A 17,938-nucleotide genomic window follows, 5' to 3' on the forward strand; every position below is an offset into this window, starting at 1 on the left:
AGTTTTGAAATCGTTTTTGAATTGAATGTGATGCAAAAAAACACCCCCTTAAACTTGCTCGGCGGATTGAGCCCAGCCCAATTCATGAAGCGCCATTGGCAGAAAAAACCACTGCTGATTCGGCAAGCCATCCCCAATATGAGGCCGCTCATCGACCGGGCGGCTCTGCTGGACATGTTGGAAAGTGAAGAGGTTGAGTCTCGCCTCATTGTTCGCAATGGCGAAAAATGGACCTTGAAAAAGGGACCCCTAAAAAGAAAAAGCTTGCCTAGTCTCAAGACACCCGATTGGACGGTGCTGGTTCAAGGAGTCGATTTGCACAGCCATGCTGTACACGCCTTGTTGCAGCAGTTTCGGTTTGTGCCCGATGCCAGATTAGACGATTTGATGATCAGTTTTGCCACCGATGGCGGTGGCGTAGGGCCCCACTTCGATAGCTATGACGTGTTCTTGTTGCAAGCCCATGGCCAGCGCAATTGGCGAATTGGTCGGCAAAAGAAATTTGAGTTGCAGGAAGGTGTGCCGCTCAAAATTTTGAAAGACTTCAAGCCTGAATCTGAGTTTTTGCTGAACCCCGGTGACATGTTGTATCTGCCTCCAGGATATGCCCACGATGGCACTGCTGTGGGCGAGTGCATGACCTACTCCATTGGCTTCAAGGCGCCTAAAAAGGCTGAATTGGCCAGCCAGCTCTTGATGGGCCTTGCTGAAGAGTTGTCCGAGAAATCAGGTTCAAGTTTGGACGCCATTTATCAGGATCCCAGACAATCTGCCTCAATTCGGGATGCTTGTGTACCCGCTGCCCTGCAAAAATTTGCCTTTCAATCCGTGACCAAGGCGGTTCAAGATCCCCAAATGTTGAATTGCTTGTTGGGTGAGACCCTGACCGAGCCCAAGCCCAATGTTTGGTTCGATCCACCCAATCATGAGGATTTGGCTTTGTGGGCCTGGCCTTGTGGCGTTCGGCTCGATCATCGAAGCAAAATGCTCTTTGACGACAAGCATATTTTTGTGAATGGTGAAAGCTTCCGTGCATCTGGCAGGGATGCCAAGTTGCTGCAAAAGCTGGCCAATGAAAAGGCGCTCAGTGCCAAAGAAGCATCCACTTTGAGTTCAACCGCTGCTGAGTTGATGCAGGCTTGGTGGGAAGAAGGATGGTGGCATTCAGAGGCCTGATGGGAGGCGCCACAGAGAAAGGCTCAATAAAGCTATAATCCGAGGCTGGATAGCAAGAGCTCGAGTGCTTGCTATTCTGTCAACAGGGTTTTTATATGCCTTGATGACAATTTCCCGGAAATTGTTTTTCATTCACTTTAAGGATAATAATCATGAACAAGTCCCTCGTTTTGGCCGCCGTGATCGCTGCTGCTGCTTTGGCCGCTTGCGGTAAAAAAGAAACTCCAGCACCAGCACCAGCACCCGCTCCAGCTGCCGCTCCAGCACCTGCAGCTCCCGCTGCTGATGCCAAGCCAGCTGACGCTGCTGCTCCTGCTGCTGCACCAGCACCTGCTGCTGCGCCAGCTGCGCCTGCTCCTGCAGAAGCTCCTAAGAAGTAATTCTTGGCAGTCAAAGAAAAACCCCGCTCTGCGGGGTTTTTTTTCGCCAGGGTTTTAGAGCCTAAATCATGAGAGCCTAAATCATGAGGGCCTGAATCATGAAGCCCTCTAGACGAAGCCTTTGTTATTTGATTTCGTCGGACAGCAGTTTGATGATTCTTTCTGCATTGGCAGAAGTATCTGGCATACCGTCGGCACCTTGAACCTGAACCGTCGAGACATCGCCTTTGCTGGTCACTGCAATGCGATACTTGGCAAGCGTTGGAATGGCCTTGTCGCTGGTGAAAAGCTTGGCAAAGAAACCAGGCTCTTTGCCTGAAGTGCCCGGCGGTGCATAACGCACAAAGAACATGCCTTGTGCACGATCGCGATCTTCGACTGTGAAACCAGTACGGTCAATGGCGACACCCACTCTGCGCCATGCACGGTCAAAACCATCTCTGATTTCAATGGCTGGCAAATTGTTTAACTTGATAACTTTCACATCACTTGGCAAGCTTGCGCTGGGTGCAGCGGCGCTGACACTGATGGCTCCCTTGTTCGTGGATGAGCCAGCTGTTTGGTCCTGACCACCTAGGCGCAACATGAGCCGGCGTAAGAATTCAATTTCCAATTCGGGGTCTGCAGCGCGAGGTGTCCAAGTGGTGGCGTCTTTGGCATTGGTGGTGTAAATCTCAGCCAAGCCTCTGTGAGTGATGGTGATTTCTAGGCCATTGGCTGTTCGTTCAACACGCGTTCTAAAGCGGTCACGTTCACCGGTAGAGTAGAAGGAGTCAAAAACTTTGCCCAAGGACCTGCGAATAAAGTCTTGTGGCAGTTTGGCGCGATTTTCCGCCCAGTCTGTTTCCATGATGCCCAGTTCTGGTTGATCAAGCGATAGAGCAAAGCCATTGTCTTTCCAGAACTCACGCAGAGGTTCCCAAACTGAATCGGCGTTTCTCTGAACGATCAAAAAACGTTGAGAGCCAGACCGTTCGATGCGTGCACTGCCTGCTTGATTGGTGGCGGTTCCGGCATCGTTGGCTGAGCGACCCATAGAGCCTGATGCTGCTGCCATGCCAGAGGCACTGTTTGATGCGGATACTTGATATCGAGAATCGCGTCTTAACTGCGTCAGGTCGGGTGGGACCTCAAGGGTTCTGGCTTGAGTGGCGCGTTTGTAGTCAATTTTGCTTTCTTCGAGTGCTGAGCAGCCAGACAAAAAACAGATGAGCGTGGCAACACAAAGTAAGGGAGTCAGTTGACGAGCAGAATTGGCGAATCGATTCACTGGGTTGTCCTTAAATAAGTCCGCTGGCAAGCAAAGCAGCTTCTACCACTTGATGCTGAGATTTTGACAGATCGGTCATTGGCAGACGCAATGTACCACCGCACAAGCCCATGCGAGCCATGGCCCACTTGACTGGAATGGGGTTGGCTTCGACAAACAAGTTTTTGTGAATGGGCATGAGTTGAAATTGAATTTCCATGGCCTTCTGAACGTTGCCAGACATGGCGGCCATGCAAAGTTCATGCATTAAACGAGGTGCAATGTTGGCAGACACGCTGATATTGCCCTTACCACCACACAACATGAGGGCTACGGCGGTGGGATCGTCGCCAGAGTACACCGAAAATTCTTTGGGCAAATCGCGAATGAGCCACTGCGCACGTTCAATATTACCTGTGGCCTCTTTGATGCCCACAATGCCAGGAACCTTTGCAAGTCTGAGGACAGTTTCATGCTGCATGTCGGCTACTGTACGGCCTGGCACGTTGTACAAAATGATGGGCAAGTTGGGCACCGCTTCTGCGATGGCCTTGAAATGCTGGTAGATGCCTTCTTGGGTTGGCTTGTTGTAATAGGGTACAACTTGCAGCTGACAATCGGCGCCCACGCTTTGGGCAAATTGAGCCAATTCAATGGCTTCGGCTGTGGAGTTTGCGCCGCAACCCGCCATGATGGGTACACGACCTTTGGCTTGTTCAACCGAGACGCGAATGATTTCGCGGTGCTCTTCGACATTGACCGTGGGTGACTCACCCGTGGTACCCACGACACCAATACAGTCGGTGCCTTCGGCAATGTGCCAATCGATCAATTTTCGAAGGCTGGCGTAATCGACGGAACCGTCCTCCAGCATGGGAGTGACCAAAGCGGGGATGCTGCCTGAAATGGGTTGATATGGTTTCGTCATGGCGAGTGAATAGAACGACAAATAAGCATTCTAACGACTGCTAAGGCAAAACTGACCAGCCTGATTGTCGACTTGTTGAACCGCCACTATTCTTTGGATGTATTTGGCGGGTTCATCCCAATATCCGTCTTCATAAGCAATGACGCGAAGTGGGGCGAATGTTCGGAGCAACTCCCCGGGTTGCAGCAAGAAGTCTGGCCTTGAAGGTTTGCCAATTTTTTCATGCCCCAATGCAAATGTCTCGTAAATCAAAATTCCACCTGGCGCCAGACTTGCCAAAATTTGGGGCATCAATGGCCGCCACAGATAATTGGTAACCACCACCACATCAAAAGTTTGACCGCTCAGGGGCCACGGCCCGCCTTCAATGTCTGCTTCCAACACCCGCCCATGGGCCGCTGCCTCTGCAAGGGCTGCTGCTGAACGGTCAACGCCCGTGCAATGGTGCCCTTGTGACTTTAAATACTGCATGTGTCTGCCAGCACCGCAGGCCAGGTCCAAGACCTGACTTTGAGGTTTGGCCAAGTGCGACCATTTTTGGACCCAAGTGGAAGGGGCTTCTGTGCCATGCATCTTTTCAAACTCCTGCTGAAACTGGTTGGTTTTTAAGCCAGATGGCCTGAATGATGCACGATAGATGCCCTATTTGGCTTGAAGGGAGCTGTAAATTTATCCAGTACTTTGCCTGATTTCACACTACAATCTGCGCCCATGGCTACTACAACCTCAGCAAAATCATCCCCCGAATATGGCGAGGGCTCCATTCGAGTTCTCAAAGGCCTTGAGCCCGTCAAACAGCGACCGGGCATGTACACCCGAACCGACAACCCATTGCACGTCATTCAAGAGGTGCTCGACAACGCGGCCGATGAAGCTTTGGCAGGCCACGGTAAAAAAATCAAAGTGGTTTTGCATGTCGATGGGTCTGTCAGCATCGAAGACGATGGTCGCGGCATTCCATTTGGTTTGCATCCTGAAGAAAAAGCACCGGTGATTGAGCTGGTTTTCACGCGTTTGCATGCGGGTGGCAAGTTCGACAAAGGCAAGGGTGGCGCCTACAGTTTTTCCGGTGGACTGCATGGCGTGGGTGTGAGCGTGACCAATGCATTGGCAAAACGTTTGGAAGCCACCAGTTACCGTGAGGGTCAAGTGGCCTCTTTGACGTTCTCCGGTGGGGATGTCATTGAGCAGCTGGTTACGCGCAAAGCGGCAGATGGCGACCGCAAACAAGGCACTACGGTGCGTGTTTGGCCTGATGCCAAATACTTTGAATCCAGTGCGCTGCCAATGACCGAGCTCACCCATTTGCTGCGCAGCAAGGCGGTTCTCATGCCAGGTGTAACGGTCACGTTGTTGAACGAGAAAACCAAGGAAACCCAAACCTGGCAATACAAGGCGGGACTGCGCGATTACCTCATGCAAACTTTGAATGGCGAACCTGTCATTCCCCTGTTTGAAGGCGAAGGCTTTGCCGACGGCAACAACGACAGCTTTGCCGAGGGCGAGGGCGCCAGCTGGGCGGTGGCATTCACTGAAGACGGCCAGCCTGTGCGCGAGAGCTATGTCAACTTGATTCCTACCACTGCAGGCGGCACCCACGACAGTGGTTTGCGCGATGGTTTGTTCACCGCTGTGAAAAGCTTTATTGAGTTGCACAGCTTGTTGCCCAAGGGCGTCAAGCTCATGCCCGAAGACGTGTTTGCACGCGCCAGTTTTGTGTTGTCTGCCAAAGTGCTCGACCCGCAATTTCAAGGCCAAATCAAGGAACGTTTGAACTCGCGCGATGCCGTTCGCTTGGTCTCAAGCTTTGTGCGTCCTAGCTTAGAGCTCTGGCTCAATGAGCATGTGGAGTACGGCAAAAAATTGGCCGAGCTGGCCATCAAGGCGGCGCAGTATCGACAAAAGGCGGGCCAAAAAGTTGAGAAGCGCAAAAGCTCTGGCGTCGCTGTTTTGCCGGGCAAACTTACCGATTGCGAAAGCAAAGACATAGCGCACAACGAAGTGTTTTTGGTGGAGGGCGATTCTGCTGGCGGCAGCGCCAAGATGGGCCGCGACAAAGAATGCCAAGCCATCTTGCCCCTTCGCGGCAAGGTGCTCAACACCTGGGAAGTCGATCGCGATCGACTGTTTGCCAACAACGAAATTCACGACATTTCGGTGGCCATTGGCGTCGACCCGCACGGCCCCAACGACTCGCCCGATTTGTCGGGTTTGCGCTATGGCAAGATTTGCATCTTGAGCGATGCCGATGTCGACGGTTCACACATTCAAGTTTTACTTCTCACACTGTTCTTCCGTCACTTCCCCAAGTTGATTGAAACCGGCAATGTGTTTGTGGCGCGCCCACCCTTGTTCCGTGTAGATGCCCCCGCGCGCGGCAAAAAACCAGCGGCCAAGATGTACGCATTGGACGAAGCCGAGATGCAAAGCATTTTGGACAAACTGCGCAAAGACGGTGTGCGCGAGGGCGCTTGGAGCATCAGTCGATTCAAAGGCTTGGGCGAGATGAGTGCCGAGCAGTTGTGGGAGACCACGCTCAACCCAGACACACGGCGCTTGTTGCCAGTGCAGCTGGGTACTTTGGATTTTGCGCAAACCGAAAGTTTGATCACGCAGCTGATGGGCAAAGGCGAGGCTGCGGCCCGTCGCGAACTCATGGAATTGCATGGCGATGCCATTGAGGTGGACATTTAATCATGAACGATCAACCAACTTTAGACCTTCAAAACAGCGAGTCAGATGACTCGCTGAATTTGGCCACGTATGCGCAGCGCGCCTACCTTGAATATGCCTTGAGTGTGGTGAAAGGCCGCGCCTTGCCCGATGTGTGCGATGGCCAAAAACCTGTTCAGCGACGCATTTTGTATTCCATGTCCCGCATGGGCTTGGGCTTCTCGGGTGCTACTGGCGCCAAGCCCGTTAAAAGTGCCCGCGTGGTGGGCGATGTGTTGGGTCGTTTTCACCCTCACGGAGACCAAGCGGCCTACGACGCACTGGTGCGCATGGCCCAAGACTTTAGCCAACGTTATCCGCTGATTGATGGCCAAGGCAACTTTGGCAGCCGTGATGGCGATGGCGCAGCGGCCATGCGTTACACAGAAGCGCGTCTTTCCAAAATTACCACTTTGTTGTTGGATGAAATTGACCAAGGCACGGTTGACTTTATTCCCAACTACGACGGCTCTACCGTAGAGCCTCGCCAATTACCAGCGCGCCTGCCGTTCGTATTGATGAATGGCGCCAGCGGCATTGCGGTGGGTTTGGCTACCGAAATCCCGAGCCACAATTTGCGTGAAGTGGCCGACGCATGTGTGGCGCTCATCAAGTCCCCCAAGCTCACCGACGATGAATTGTTTGCATTGGTGCCAGGCCCCGACTATCCGGGCGGCGGTCAAATTATCAGCCCATCTTCAGACATTGCTGATGCGTATCGCACAGGCCGTGGCTCATTGAAGGTTCGCGCACGCTGGAAGATAGAAGACATGGCGCGCGGTCAGTGGCAATTGGTAGTGACCGAGTTGCCCATAGGTGTGAGCTCGCAAAAAGTTTTGGAAGAAATTGAAGAGCTCACCAATCCCAAAGTGAAGGCTGGCAAAAAAGCCCTGAGTGCAGATCAAATGCAACTCAAGGCCAGCATCTTGTCGGTGCTCGATGTGGTGCGCGATGAGTCTAGCAAAGATGCCGCAGTGCGCTTGGTGTTTGAGCCCAAAACCAGTCGCATTGAACAGCAAGAACTCATCACTGCCTTGCTGGCGCATACCAGCTTGGAAACATCTGCTCCCATCAACATGACTTCGGTGGGCATTGATGGCAAGCCAGTGCAAAAGTCCTTGCGCCAAATGATTTTGGAATGGATTACGTTCCGTCAGCAAACCATTGTGCGCCGCTCCGAGCATCGCTTGGGCAAAGTGATGGACCGTATCCATATTTTGGAAGGTCGTCAGTTGGTGTTGCTTAACATCGACGAAGTGATTGCCATCATTCGCCAAAGCGATGAGCCTAAGCAAGCTTTGATGGATCGCTTTAAATTGAGCGAACGACAAGCCGAAGACATTCTTGATATTCGCCTGCGTCAATTGGCGCGTTTGGAAGGCATCAAGATAGAGCAAGAGCTCAAAGAGTTGCGCACAGAGCAAACTCAGCTCGAAGAAATTTTGGCCAATCCAGCTTCGCTCAAACGCTTGATGGTGAAAGAGATTGAGCAAGACGCCAAAACATTTGCCGATCCACGCCGCACACTTATTCAAGAAGAGAAGAAGGCAGTGGCCGAAGTGAAGGTGGTGGACGAGCCGGTTACGGTGGTGGTCTCGCAAAAAGGCTGGGTACGTGCACGTCAAGGTCATAGCCACGATGCCAGCAGCTTTGCTTTTAAAGCCGGTGATGGTTTGTATGGCACCTTTGAATGCCGCACCATTGACACACTGCTGGCCTTTGGTACAGCGCAAAAAGGCAGTGGCCGGGTTTACTCTGTGCCTGTAGCGTCGTTGCCTGGTGCAAGGGGCGATGGCCAGCCTGTGACCACTCTCATTGAACTGGAAGCTGGAACTCAAATTGCCCATTTTTTTGCAGGTCCATCACACTCCACGCTTTTGCTGTCCAGTTCGGGGGGCTATGGATTCATGGCAACTGTTGACAATATGATTTCACGTCAAAAAGGCGGCAAAGCTTTTATCACGGTGGGTGAAGGTGAATCGGTGTGTGCACCTTCTCACGTTTCGGGCTCGAACGCCACGCTTCAGCCTGGCGCCACCAGCATGCCAGCGGCAACGCATGTGGCGTGTGCCTCTACCGGCGGGCGCATTCTGACCTTTGAAATCAGCGAACTCAAGTTGATGGAGAAGGGCGGACGTGGCTTGATGCTGCTTGATTTGGAAGCCAAGGATGCGTTGGCAGGTGCGGCAGCCTACACGCGCAGTGTGAAACTGATCGGCATTGGCCGTGGCGGTAAAGACCGCGAAGAAACTTTGGAGATCAGGAGCCTGAACAATGCCCGCGCTGCCAGAGCACGCAAGGGCAAGGCCGCAGATTTGGGATTTAAGCCAACTCACATTGTGCGAGTCGAATAACGATTTCTGATGAACTGTCTACTCATTCAAGCACCTGACGAGGTGCTTGAATCGTAGGTTTGATTGTTCTTATCTTTTGGGCGCAAAGTGCATGCGAGGTACAAATTGATAAGTTGATCGCCAGCATGTGGCGAGCAATTCTTCCGTGCCGTGCCTTTTCGTCAGCTTCTTGCGAAGCCTCGACACACAAACTTGCAAACGTTTGTTGTTGTAAAAATCGGAAAGCCCCCAGATTGCAAGCTCCAGTGCGTCGCTGCGAAGCGCTTGTTCTGGTGCCATGGCCAATTGGGTGAGCAGCACAGTTTCCATGGCAGTCAAGTCAATGGCGTTGTTGGAAGGGCCCGTGAGCAATGCCCTGACCGGATCGATGGTCCAACCTGTTTTGAGAGTTCTGGGCATTCTGGCGGCCAATCTTTCGATGATGGCAATCAATTCACTTGGGTTAAACGGCTTGCTGATGCAAACATCTGCACCTGCAGCAATGGCCGCAATGCGCACTTGTGGTTCGGTGGCTGGGGCAATCATGACAACTCGAACTTCTGGGTGCTTGGCCAGTTTGGCGGTGTAAGCTAAGCGTTGCTCGCCCAAAGTGTGTGCGTCCAAAACCACCACATCGCTGGTGGGATGGCTGCACTGAGCGCTGAGATCGTGGGCATCCATGAAGTGATGCGCCTGCATACCAGCAGTTTGCAGGTGGGCAAGGACTTGTTCCGCCAAAATTGAGTCTTGTTCGACGAAGCTGACACAGAGGGGTTTCATGGCGGTTGTCCTTTATAAATGTTTACTTAAGAATTCATAGTAATTCTTTTTGTATACACTTATTAATAAAATTTGATCATTTTTGTAGTTAAAAGTGATTCAAATTCAATGTATTTTTAGATTTCTCCTCTCAAAACTAGCATTATTTGCATTGCCTTTCCTTGAACTTGCAAAGAAAGGCAGTGTGGCAATTTTGTTGAATTAGGCTACTTCAGCGATCAATTCGATCTCTACACAGGCACCCAATGGCAGTTGAGCAACACCAAAGGCACTGCGAGCATGCACGCCAGATGCGCCAAAAACTTGGCCCAACAACTCGCTACAACCATTGGTTACCACATGTTGCTCCGTAAAGTCGGAAGTTGAATTCACCAGACTCATGACCTTCACGATGCGCTTGACCTTGTTCAAATCACCGACGGCGGCATGAAGCGTACCGAGTAGATCAATGGCCACTGCGCGGGCAGCGGCTTTGCCTTCCTCTGTTTGAATATTCTTTCCCAGTTGACCCGTCCATGCTTGCCCGTCTTTCTTGGCAATATGGCCGCTGATAAAAACCAAATTGCCTGTTTGAACGAATGGAACATAGGCTGCTGCAGGTGTTGCAACGGGGGGCAAGGTTATTTGAAGTTCTTCTAAGCGTTTGTAGATGGACATGGTGTCAGGCCTTGTGAAAGTTAAAGGGATTGCAAAGGATAAGGTTAAGAGGCTGAAGATCTGTGACCTATTTTCAAAATGCCTGAATTGTACGAACTGCAATGCAAGTCAGCGTAAGAGCGACTACATCGACATGGCAGCTTAAGCCTTCTAAACTGTCAAAAGCCAAGCCATGCTGGGCATCCTGAAAGGTTTTACATGCTCAAGGCAGCGCCTTGGTGTTTGGTTGGCTGGCTGGTGGGCACGGCATGTCAGTTGCAACAGGCAAGTCTTTGGTCGCTTGATGTTATCTTGGCAGCTTGTGTTTTGTCATTGTTACTTGGCCTGATCGCCTGGGTGTTGCACACCCGAATTACTCACATTTCTAAATTTTCTGAAGTTGCCAAATGGCCAATTGCTGCGTTGGTCTTTTTCGGACTGGCTTTGTCTTGCGTCAATGCCCGAGCACTTTGGCAGGCTCAACACAGACTGAATCCTCTGCTGGAGGGACAAGAAATTTTGCTGCTGGGTGTGATTGCATCTTTACCGCAGCAAACAGAGATCAGTGTTCGATTTAGATTTCAAGTTCAATCTGCTTCCAAATTGAATCAAGCTTCAAGTGTTGTGGTGCCTGAATGGATTGATTTGGTCTGGTACGACAGAGAGTCAGCAGAGATGATGAAGGGAAACCTTTGGGCCGATCTCAAAGCAGGAGATACATGGCAGTTCAGCGCTCGTCTCAAAGCCCCTCATGGCACGCTCAATCCGGGTGGCTTTGATGAAGCTTTGTGGCGGTGGGAGCAGGGCGTTATGGCCACAGGCGCTGTGACTACAAGTAAACGCGCGGCAGTGCCACAAAAAATAAAGTCTTCATGGCTGTATCCCATTGCACAGGCGCGGCAATACGTTCGATCTGAAATTGAGAGAAAGCTATTGCAAGGTGATGCACAAAGTCGTTCTTTGGCGGGTGTGATCGCCGCGTTAGTCATGGGCGATCAGGCGGCCATTCAAGCTGCTGATTGGGACCTTTTCAGGGCGACTGGTGTTACCCATTTGATGAGTATTTCTGGTTTGCACATTACTTTGTTTGCTTGGGTCATGGCAGCTGCAATTCGAAGCATGTGGCGTGCGTCTGCCCTTGGCGGAAGTCGCCTTTGTTTGCGTTGGCCAGCCCCACATGTGGCCCTCTTAGCAGGGACCTTGATGGCCACACTTTATGCCTTGTTCAGTGGCTGGGGCTTGCCATCTCAGCGCACAGTCATCATGCTTTGGGTGGTTTGCTTGCTTCGGCTCGTGGGCACAAGATGGCCCATTTTTTGGAGTCTGGGTTTGGCTTTGTGGGTAGTTGTTGCGTTGGACCCTTGGGCAATGCTTCAGCCAGGTTTTTGGTTGAGCTTTGTGGCGGTGGGTGTCTTGATGCTCAATGAATCAGTGCAATCTCCAGATCGCACCCAATTGGAGGATGGGGGCTCCGGCATGTTGATCAAGTTAGTGGGCCAGGCATTTCGGACCTTGAGGAACTTGTTGCGAGAACAATGGGTGATTACGCTGGCTCTAACGCCGCTGGCAGTTTTATTCTTTGGGCAGCTCTCTTGGGTGGGCTTGTTGGCCAATTTGGTCGCCACTCCATGGGTTACATGGCTGGTCACTCCGCTAGCTCTTTTGGGCGTGTTAGCCCCGCCGCTTTGGCTAGTGGCATCTTGGGCTTTGCAGCCTCTTATGACCCTGTTGACGTGGATGGCCAGTTTGCCAGGCAGTGTCTGGTTTTTGCCAACCCCGCCACTTGTTCTAGCGCTATTGGCAATGGGGGGTGGCTTGTTGCTCTTGCAGCAATGGCCTTGGGCCCTGCGAAGCTGGGGGCTATTGTTTATGTTGCCTATCTTCCTATGGCAAGTGCCTAAACCTCCGCCAGGCCAGTTCGATCTTTGGTTTGCCGATGTGGGACAAGGCAATGCAGTGTTAATTAGAACCACCCACCATGCTTTGCTTTATGACGCTGGGCCCCTCTACTCAGAAACTTCAGATGCTGGTCAAAGGATTGTGGTGCCGCTGCTTCATCGCTTGGGGGTGAAGTTGGACAGAGTCATGTTGAGCCACCGCGATGCCGATCACACAGGTGGGGCGCCCGCAGTGTTGCGCGCTCACCCTCAAGCAGACTTATGGAGCTCCTTGGAAGAAGGGCACCCCTTGTCGACCCTCCGGCCTGTAAGTGTTTGTATGGCTGGTCAAAAATGGGAATGGGATGGTGTGCAATTTGAATTGCTGCACCCTTTAGTTTCTGATTACGCCAAGTTGGCAGGCTCCAATGCTTTGAGCTGTGTTTTGAGAGTTGATGCAAGCCAACAGGCCTCTTCAAAGAAGAGCCATGAGCGCCAAAAAGCCAGCGCCTTGTTGGTGGGTGACATCGAGGCAGCACAAGAGTTGGCCATGCTTCAACGCTTGGCATTGCAGCCTGTTGGCGTCTTGTTGGTGCCGCACCATGGCAGTCAAACGTCGTCTACCAATGGTTTCATTGAGGCTCTTAAACCACATTGGGCGGTGGTTCAGGCGGGTTATCTAAATCGGTATGGTCACCCGTCCACTAGCGTTGTTCAGCGCTATGAAACTCAAGACGTGCCCTTGTCGATCTCCTCGGAATGTGGCGCTGCCTACTGGCAAAGTACGCAACCGCAGGAGCTCAGTTGTGAACGTGAAGTACGCCGCCGATATTGGCATACACCCAAAAGAACGGAGTCCAGAAGCCCCGAGTAGCCAACTGTGCAGGTATGGGCAGAGCCACTAAGCGTCTCCTGACGTTCTATCGCTCTATAGCTCTATAGCTCAGTAAATACCCTCTGTGTTTTTTTCCTTGAAAATGATTCAATCATTTTGTTATTTTTCGTACCAATGATTAACTCAAGGAATATTCAAACATGACCACACGTCGCCAATTGATGCAAGGTGCTGCAGTTAGCTTGCTGGGACTGTCCCACTTACCCAACTTTGCTCAAGCACGCGTAGAAAATTTGCGCATCATTGTGGGTTTCCCACCCGGTGGCACCACCGATGCTTTTTCCCGCCGCATTGCTGAAAAAATGCGAGGCACTTACGCCACTAACGTCATTGTGGACAACAAGCCAGGCGCAGGTGGCCAGATTGGTGTGACTACGCTCAAGGCTGCTCCAGCTGATGGAGCTCACATTTTGTATTCGCCCGCATCGATGTTGACCATTTACCCTCACTCGTACTCTAAGCTGAGTTATGCCCAGTCCGACGTCACTCCTATTGGCATTGGACATTCCACCGACCACGCTTTCGTGGTGGGGCCAGCTGTTCCCGAGTCGGTTAAAAACATCAGGGACTTTGTCGAATGGGCCAAGGCCAATCCAGGCAAAGCCAGCATTGGCAATCCCGCAGCGGGCTCCATGCCGCACTTGCTGGCAGGCCGCTTGGCCATGTTGGGTGGATTTCAAATTACCAATGTTCCTTTTGCGGGATCTGGCCCTGCCATTCCTCAAGTCATGGGTGGCCAACTTGCGGGCATGTCATCACCTTTGGGCGATTGGGTGCAGCACCACAAATCTGGCAAGATTCGAATTCTGGCCACCTCCGGCCCCGATCGCGCCATTTTCACCCCCGATGTCGCCACTTTCCGCGAGCAAGGCTTTGGTGAATTGATGGTTCGCGAATGGTTTGGCTTCTTTGCACCTGCAGGCATCAGTGATGCAGTCAGACAAAACCTGAATACGGCACTGCGCCAGGCCATGGGCCAGCAAGACATCCGAGACTTTGTAACTCCGTTGGCGGCTAACTTGGAAGCCAGTACCGCTGCTGAACACACACGTCGTCTTGGCGAAGACTCAGAAATGGCGCGACGTTTGGTTGCGGCCCTTGGTTTCAAGGCCGACTCCTAATTAGATAGCACTGAGACTTTGCGACGGTTCAAGAAGCCTCAGTTTTTCCTTTGGGTTAACAAATCTACTACCGATGAAATTAAAAAGAGTGAAATTTAAAAGAGTGAAATTTAAAAGAGTGAAATTTATTTCAGGTGACAACTTTTAATTCTAAAGTAATCAATAACTTGTTTTGTTATACACAATAAGGCAGTTCTAACCGGCAACCTGCCACTTAAATAGTTACTCTTTTTAATGGTTTTTACTTTACAAAATCAAAGGTATAAAGAGAGTGAGTTAGCCCCCTGAATGACAGTCCCATCGGTATTCCTTAAACTAACAACTAGGAATAAGACTATGGATATGACTATGTCATCAATAAGACCTAACCGGGTGGAAGTGGTCACCAGTGTTCAGCGCCGCAGGCGCTGGACCCCGGAACAAAAGCTTGAAATCGTCAAACAAACCAATGAACCAGGAAGCTCTGTTTCTTTGGTAGCCCGACAGCATGGATTGACTGCAGCCCAGTTGTTTCAATGGCGCAAAGCTTATTTGGAAGGTTCCTTGGTCGCAGTTGGTGCCAATGAAACTGTTGTCCCGGCTTCTGAACTTCAAGAAGCCATGAGACGTATCAAACAACTTGAAGGTGCGCTTGGCCGCAAGACTCTGGAGAACGAGATTCTCAAGGAGGCTGTGGACTTTGCCAAAGCAAAAAAGTGGATTGCGCGCTCGCCTGTATTGCCCGGGGACGAGCAATAAGGGCGGTGTGCACGGCACTGGACGTATCGCGCAGCAACGTATTAACCAAGAAAACTCGATCCTCCGAATGGACTGATTTGAGAAAGTCACCACCCAAGGCCGATGACGCTGACCTGAAGGAGGCCATTGCCAGCGTGGTTAAAGACCGAGCAACATACGGTTACAGGCGCGTTTGGGCTAGGCTGAAGATCGACGGCCGTCAGATTAATCACAAGCGGGTTTACAGGGTTATGCGAGATGAAGGTTGGCTACTGTTCAGACAAGGACAAAAGCCTTTGGACACGAGAAAGCATGAAGGCACAGTAGCGGTCAAGGAAAGCGACACGCGCTGGTGCTCAGATGGATTGGAGCTGTCGTGCGACAACGGAGAACGCGTAAGGGTGGCATTTGCACTGGACTGCTGCGACAGAGAGATCATGAGCTGGGTGGCCACTACGAAAGGCATTGATGCAGGACTGGTTGGCGACTTGATGATGCAGGCTGTGGAGAAACGATTCGGATCAAATGGTAAGCCGCCCAAAACGATTGAGTGGCTGACAGATAACGGCAGCTGTTACACAGCAGCAGAGACAAGAAGCTTTGCAAAACAGCTAGGCTTAAAGCCTGTGACAACACCAGTAACAAGCCCTCAAAGTAACGGCATGGCCGAGAGCTTTGTGAAGACACTAAAACGGGATTACGCCAAATTGGCTAACCGGCCAGATTCAAAAACTGTGATGGCCCAACTGAAAGATTGGTTCAATGACTACAATTCGTATCACCCGCACAGTGCACTTGGCTACTTGCCACCAACGCTGTTCAGGGAGAAAAGATCGGTAACTTAAACATACCGGCGGTACTGGAATACAGGGTCAAGACCAGTTCAATCATCGCAACTACAACATATTTTCTTTTACTTGCATGAGAAGTATGCCAAGTGTGCTACACCAAAAATTCCTGTTCTCTTTTTAAGTACAGCTTTTTTGTTAAATTCTTTACAGTGTTTGTCTGCAACTACTACTCCGTTTTTTATCATCTCCTCAGTTGTTAATGCCGTGTTTTTTATATCAACAACAACGCTATCGTTGGAAGAATTTATTATTTTTGTAGACGCACAACCGCACAAAATAATCGCCACCAAACAAACCGTTAAAGTTTTAAATTGTCTTTGCATTTTGTTTATCAGCTTTCTATCCTTGCTATGCCAGTTTATCCGCAGCCATCGTTGCCGTCAATTTAGAGTAATGCCGCTCCAACATAGTCACAGAAGTTCCCATTTGCCGCGCGAGTGTGTGAATGTCAGTTCCAACTAAAAGTTCCTGTGTAGCATAGGTATGGCGTAAGCTGTAAAACGTTCTGTCTGTACCAGCCTGTCCTTTTACCAAGTTCAATTCTTCCAGTATTCGTCTGAAAATCTTATTCATTTCAAATGGCTTGCGTCCATCTTTAAATCTGAATAGTTTGACTAATATTCTCAGCGCCAGCAAATTGTCAAAACTCAAGACTGCTGTTTCATAGTGTGTTGCCTTTATTCGTTCAAGCACAGATAAACATTCGTGCTTAGCAATCAACCGCCTTGCACCTGTTTTGCCAGACTGACCTGCCCCCTTGAGACGCACCAAAGTGATGGAATACCGTCAATAATTAGTTCCAAGAAACTTTTGAATAAAGTTTGGGGTCTAGAAGTATGTCTTGGAGCGTTTATAGATCAGGCGTATAGCGTTTCAGCATTTCTTCACGGGATTCCACTGGTCCCGTACTCTTAGTTTGATCACTGATGATTTGACCAATCGTTGGCATCGCATCAATATTTTGATGGTGTTCAATAGACCAGAGTTTGGAGCGCATCATTGCTTTGGGGCAATGCATATAGGCAGCTTCCACGATCACTTTGATAACTAGCTTGGGGTTGTTCTTCAAAGTATCAAAGTGCTTGAGAAGATCGCTGTCAGTCTGTAGCGTAGCACTTCCATTCACACGAACAACTTCGTCAATGCCAGGAATGAAAAACAGCAAGCCAACTTGTGATGTAGCGATGATGTTTGTCAGGGTGTCTAACCTGTTATTGCCAATAGAGTCAGGAATTAGGAGTGTTTGCTGATCTAAAACTATGACAAAACCTGCGTCTCCGCCACGCGGTGAGCAATCCATTTGATGAAGTTGATCTCCACTGCTAATCACTAGAAATGGCGACAAAGAGATGAATCTCTTTAGGTGCGTATCAATGTGCGTCAATTCTTTTAGAACGGCACGCTGGCTTGGTGCTTTGTAAAGGGCACGCAATTGGTCTGTGGTTTGAATCTGCATAAATCAAATGAAGTATCCTGAATTTTGGCATAGACAGCGGAAACTCAGATTGTTAGAACTTTTGAATAAAGTTTGTGACCTCGCCAAGCCTTGGCTAAGTGTCTGACCCTCAAAGTCTAAGCAATGTCAGCATCGTGCCGTGCATATGCCGTGCCCAAGTCGCTACTTTGTCGCACACAATCATTCACCTTGCCATTAGAGTTCCTAGCACTGCAAAAGGAGTGATAAATGCTAGTTCAAAAACTAAGACTACAACGAGGATGGTCTCAACAGCAGTTGGCTGAGTTGAGTGGATTGAATGTCCGCACCATTCAGCGTATTGAAAAGGGTCAAGAACCTAGCGTGGAATCTTTGAAGTCTTTGGCTGCCGTGTTCAATTTGGATTTCTCAACACACAAGGAGCAAGGTATGGACAACGTCATCAGTGAAACTCAAAGCGCAGAAGAGATTTTGGCTTTCAAGCAAGTTAGAAAACTCAAAGGTTTCTACATTCACTTGGCGCAGTATGTGTTGGTAATTGCGGTGCTCACGGTCGTCAATGCGTTAACAACCCCTAATCGCTGGTGGGTTCAATGGGTCATTATTGGTTGGGGCATTGGCGTGTTCTCTCATTGGCTTCAGATTTCCGAGCGGTTTGGCTTGCTTGGATCCAAGTGGGAGAAAGAGCAAGTGGAAAAGCGTTTGGGGCGAAAACTTTAAGATTGATGCTCAGCTTCTCAGGACTTTTGAATCGAGTTTGGGCTCCAGAAGGATATAGCTCATTTTTAGCCCTGCGTACGAATCGTTGAGTCAGGTTTAGTTTCTGCGGGTCTACCGTGCTCGTGGGG

16 protein-coding genes are annotated in these 17,938 nt (G+C 50.5%); 8 read left to right on the top strand and 8 right to left on the bottom strand.

What is annotated here, in order from left to right; all coding sequences use genetic code 11:
* The first annotated feature begins 30 nt into the window (after positions 1 to 30).
* Together B9Z32_RS06460 and B9Z32_RS06465 are read left to right on the top strand one after the other, a co-directional pair.
* The gene (locus tag B9Z32_RS06460; protein ID WP_108420445.1) at positions 31 to 1,176 is read left to right on the top strand and encodes a cupin domain-containing protein; all 1,146 of its coding nucleotides are present in this window, start codon (positions 31 to 33) and stop codon (positions 1,174 to 1,176) included.
* A 152-nt stretch (positions 1,177 to 1,328) separates the two neighbouring features.
* Positions 1,329 to 1,556, top strand: coding sequence for a hypothetical protein (locus B9Z32_RS06465; RefSeq protein ID WP_108420446.1), 228 nt, complete (start codon positions 1,329 to 1,331; stop codon positions 1,554 to 1,556).
* Positions 1,557 to 1,680: 124 nt separating this feature from the next.
* Here the strand turns inward: B9Z32_RS06465 and bamC are convergent, their stop codons facing one another.
* From bamC to B9Z32_RS06480, 3 genes are read right to left on the bottom strand one after another with little or no spacing between them, the layout of a single operon-like run.
* Positions 1,681 to 2,826: an outer membrane protein assembly factor BamC gene (bamC, locus tag B9Z32_RS06470; protein WP_233248111.1), complete on the bottom strand. Its 1,146-nt coding sequence runs from the start codon at positions 2,824 to 2,826 to the stop codon at positions 1,681 to 1,683.
* A 10-nt stretch (positions 2,827 to 2,836) separates the two neighbouring features.
* Positions 2,837 to 3,733, bottom strand: coding sequence for a 4-hydroxy-tetrahydrodipicolinate synthase (gene dapA / locus B9Z32_RS06475; RefSeq protein WP_108420447.1), 897 nt, complete (start codon positions 3,731 to 3,733; stop codon positions 2,837 to 2,839).
* A gap of 30 nt (positions 3,734 to 3,763) precedes the next feature.
* Entirely contained in the window at positions 3,764 to 4,306 is a 543-nt protein-coding gene (locus B9Z32_RS06480) for a bifunctional 2-polyprenyl-6-hydroxyphenol methylase/3-demethylubiquinol 3-O-methyltransferase UbiG (protein ID WP_108420448.1), read from the bottom strand.
* A 138-nt stretch (positions 4,307 to 4,444) separates the two neighbouring features.
* Here B9Z32_RS06480 and B9Z32_RS06485 point away from each other — a divergent pair, with 138 nt between their 5' ends.
* Complete coding sequence (locus B9Z32_RS06485) at positions 4,445 to 6,427, top strand: DNA topoisomerase IV subunit B (RefSeq protein ID WP_108421052.1); 1,983 nt, start codon at positions 4,445 to 4,447, stop codon at positions 6,425 to 6,427.
* Between the two features lie 2 nt (positions 6,428 to 6,429).
* Positions 6,430 to 8,799 carry a DNA topoisomerase IV subunit A gene (gene parC, locus B9Z32_RS06490; protein WP_108420449.1) on the top strand — a complete coding sequence of 790 codons (2,370 nt, stop codon included), beginning with the start codon at positions 6,430 to 6,432 and terminating at the stop codon, positions 8,797 to 8,799.
* Positions 8,800 to 8,868: 69 nt separating this feature from the next.
* Here parC and B9Z32_RS06495 read toward each other — a convergent pair whose 3' ends face one another.
* Positions 8,869 to 9,558: a response regulator transcription factor gene (locus B9Z32_RS06495; protein ID WP_108420450.1), complete on the bottom strand. Its 690-nt coding sequence runs from the start codon at positions 9,556 to 9,558 to the stop codon at positions 8,869 to 8,871.
* A 201-nt stretch (positions 9,559 to 9,759) separates the two neighbouring features.
* Positions 9,760 to 10,215, bottom strand: coding sequence for a RidA family protein (locus tag B9Z32_RS06500; RefSeq protein ID WP_108420451.1), 456 nt, complete (start codon positions 10,213 to 10,215; stop codon positions 9,760 to 9,762).
* Between the two features lie 198 nt (positions 10,216 to 10,413).
* Here B9Z32_RS06500 and B9Z32_RS06505 point away from each other — a divergent pair, with 198 nt between their 5' ends.
* The 3 genes from B9Z32_RS06505 (at position 10,414) to B9Z32_RS06515 (ending at position 15,649) form a co-directional block, all read left to right on the top strand.
* Positions 10,414 to 12,945 carry a DNA internalization-related competence protein ComEC/Rec2 gene (locus tag B9Z32_RS06505; protein WP_108420452.1) on the top strand — a complete coding sequence of 844 codons (2,532 nt, stop codon included), beginning with the start codon at positions 10,414 to 10,416 and terminating at the stop codon, positions 12,943 to 12,945.
* Between the two features lie 161 nt (positions 12,946 to 13,106).
* Positions 13,107 to 14,087 carry a tripartite tricarboxylate transporter substrate-binding protein gene (locus B9Z32_RS06510; protein ID WP_108420453.1) on the top strand — a complete coding sequence of 327 codons (981 nt, stop codon included), beginning with the start codon at positions 13,107 to 13,109 and terminating at the stop codon, positions 14,085 to 14,087.
* 336 nt (positions 14,088 to 14,423) lie between these two features.
* Positions 14,424 to 15,649 (top strand): IS3 family transposase gene (locus B9Z32_RS06515; protein ID WP_369909632.1). Its coding sequence is split into 2 segments (ribosomal slippage): positions 14,424 to 14,769 and positions 14,769 to 15,649, totalling 1,227 coding nucleotides; the frame shifts between segments, so codons are not numbered across the junction.
* Between the two features lie 68 nt (positions 15,650 to 15,717).
* On the opposite strand, the gene B9Z32_RS14090 is transcribed toward B9Z32_RS06515, so the two are convergent.
* From B9Z32_RS14090 to B9Z32_RS06525, 3 genes are all read right to left on the bottom strand, one after another.
* Complete coding sequence (locus tag B9Z32_RS14090; RefSeq protein WP_146179462.1) at positions 15,718 to 15,978, bottom strand: hypothetical protein; 261 nt, start codon at positions 15,976 to 15,978, stop codon at positions 15,718 to 15,720.
* A 25-nt stretch (positions 15,979 to 16,003) separates the two neighbouring features.
* A complete protein-coding gene (locus tag B9Z32_RS06520) occupies positions 16,004 to 16,423 on the bottom strand; it encodes a hypothetical protein (protein WP_158268181.1) in 420 nt (139 codons plus the stop codon).
* 82 nt (positions 16,424 to 16,505) lie between these two features.
* Complete coding sequence (locus B9Z32_RS06525) at positions 16,506 to 17,111, bottom strand: MSMEG_1061 family FMN-dependent PPOX-type flavoprotein (protein ID WP_108420455.1); 606 nt, start codon at positions 17,109 to 17,111, stop codon at positions 16,506 to 16,508.
* A gap of 228 nt (positions 17,112 to 17,339) precedes the next feature.
* On the opposite strand from B9Z32_RS06525, the gene B9Z32_RS06530 reads away from it, so the two are divergent.
* Positions 17,340 to 17,810: a helix-turn-helix domain-containing protein gene (locus B9Z32_RS06530; protein ID WP_108420456.1), complete on the top strand. Its 471-nt coding sequence runs from the start codon at positions 17,340 to 17,342 to the stop codon at positions 17,808 to 17,810.
* The last annotated feature ends 128 nt before the right edge of the window (positions 17,811 to 17,938 follow it).

Source organism: Limnohabitans sp. MMS-10A-178, assembly GCF_003063375.1.
Classification (GTDB): Bacteria; Pseudomonadota; Gammaproteobacteria; order Burkholderiales; family Burkholderiaceae_C; genus Limnohabitans_A.

Bases quoted from the DNA above. Each gene is read 5' to 3' on its own strand.
- B9Z32_RS06460 (WP_108420445.1), top strand. From the start codon at position 31: ATGCAAAAAAACACCCCCTTAAACTTGCTCGGCGGATTGAGCCCAGCC.
- B9Z32_RS06465 (WP_108420446.1), top strand. From the start codon at position 1,329: ATGAACAAGTCCCTCGTTTTGGCCGCCGTGATCGCTGCTGCTGCTTTG.
- dapA (WP_108420447.1), bottom strand. From the start codon at position 3,733: ATGACGAAACCATATCAACCCATTTCAGGCAGCATCCCCGCTTTGGTC.
- B9Z32_RS06480 (WP_108420448.1), bottom strand. From the start codon at position 4,306: ATGCATGGCACAGAAGCCCCTTCCACTTGGGTCCAAAAATGGTCGCAC.
- B9Z32_RS06485 (WP_108421052.1), top strand. From the start codon at position 4,445: ATGGCTACTACAACCTCAGCAAAATCATCCCCCGAATATGGCGAGGGC.
- parC (WP_108420449.1), top strand. From the start codon at position 6,430: ATGAACGATCAACCAACTTTAGACCTTCAAAACAGCGAGTCAGATGAC.
- B9Z32_RS06495 (WP_108420450.1), bottom strand. From the start codon at position 9,558: ATGAAACCCCTCTGTGTCAGCTTCGTCGAACAAGACTCAATTTTGGCG.
- B9Z32_RS06500 (WP_108420451.1), bottom strand. From the start codon at position 10,215: ATGTCCATCTACAAACGCTTAGAAGAACTTCAAATAACCTTGCCCCCC.
- B9Z32_RS06505 (WP_108420452.1), top strand. From the start codon at position 10,414: ATGCTCAAGGCAGCGCCTTGGTGTTTGGTTGGCTGGCTGGTGGGCACG.
- B9Z32_RS06510 (WP_108420453.1), top strand. From the start codon at position 13,107: ATGACCACACGTCGCCAATTGATGCAAGGTGCTGCAGTTAGCTTGCTG.
- B9Z32_RS14090 (WP_146179462.1), bottom strand. From the start codon at position 15,978: ATGCAAAGACAATTTAAAACTTTAACGGTTTGTTTGGTGGCGATTATT.
- B9Z32_RS06525 (WP_108420455.1), bottom strand. From the start codon at position 17,111: ATGCAGATTCAAACCACAGACCAATTGCGTGCCCTTTACAAAGCACCA.
- B9Z32_RS06530 (WP_108420456.1), top strand. From the start codon at position 17,340: ATGCTAGTTCAAAAACTAAGACTACAACGAGGATGGTCTCAACAGCAG.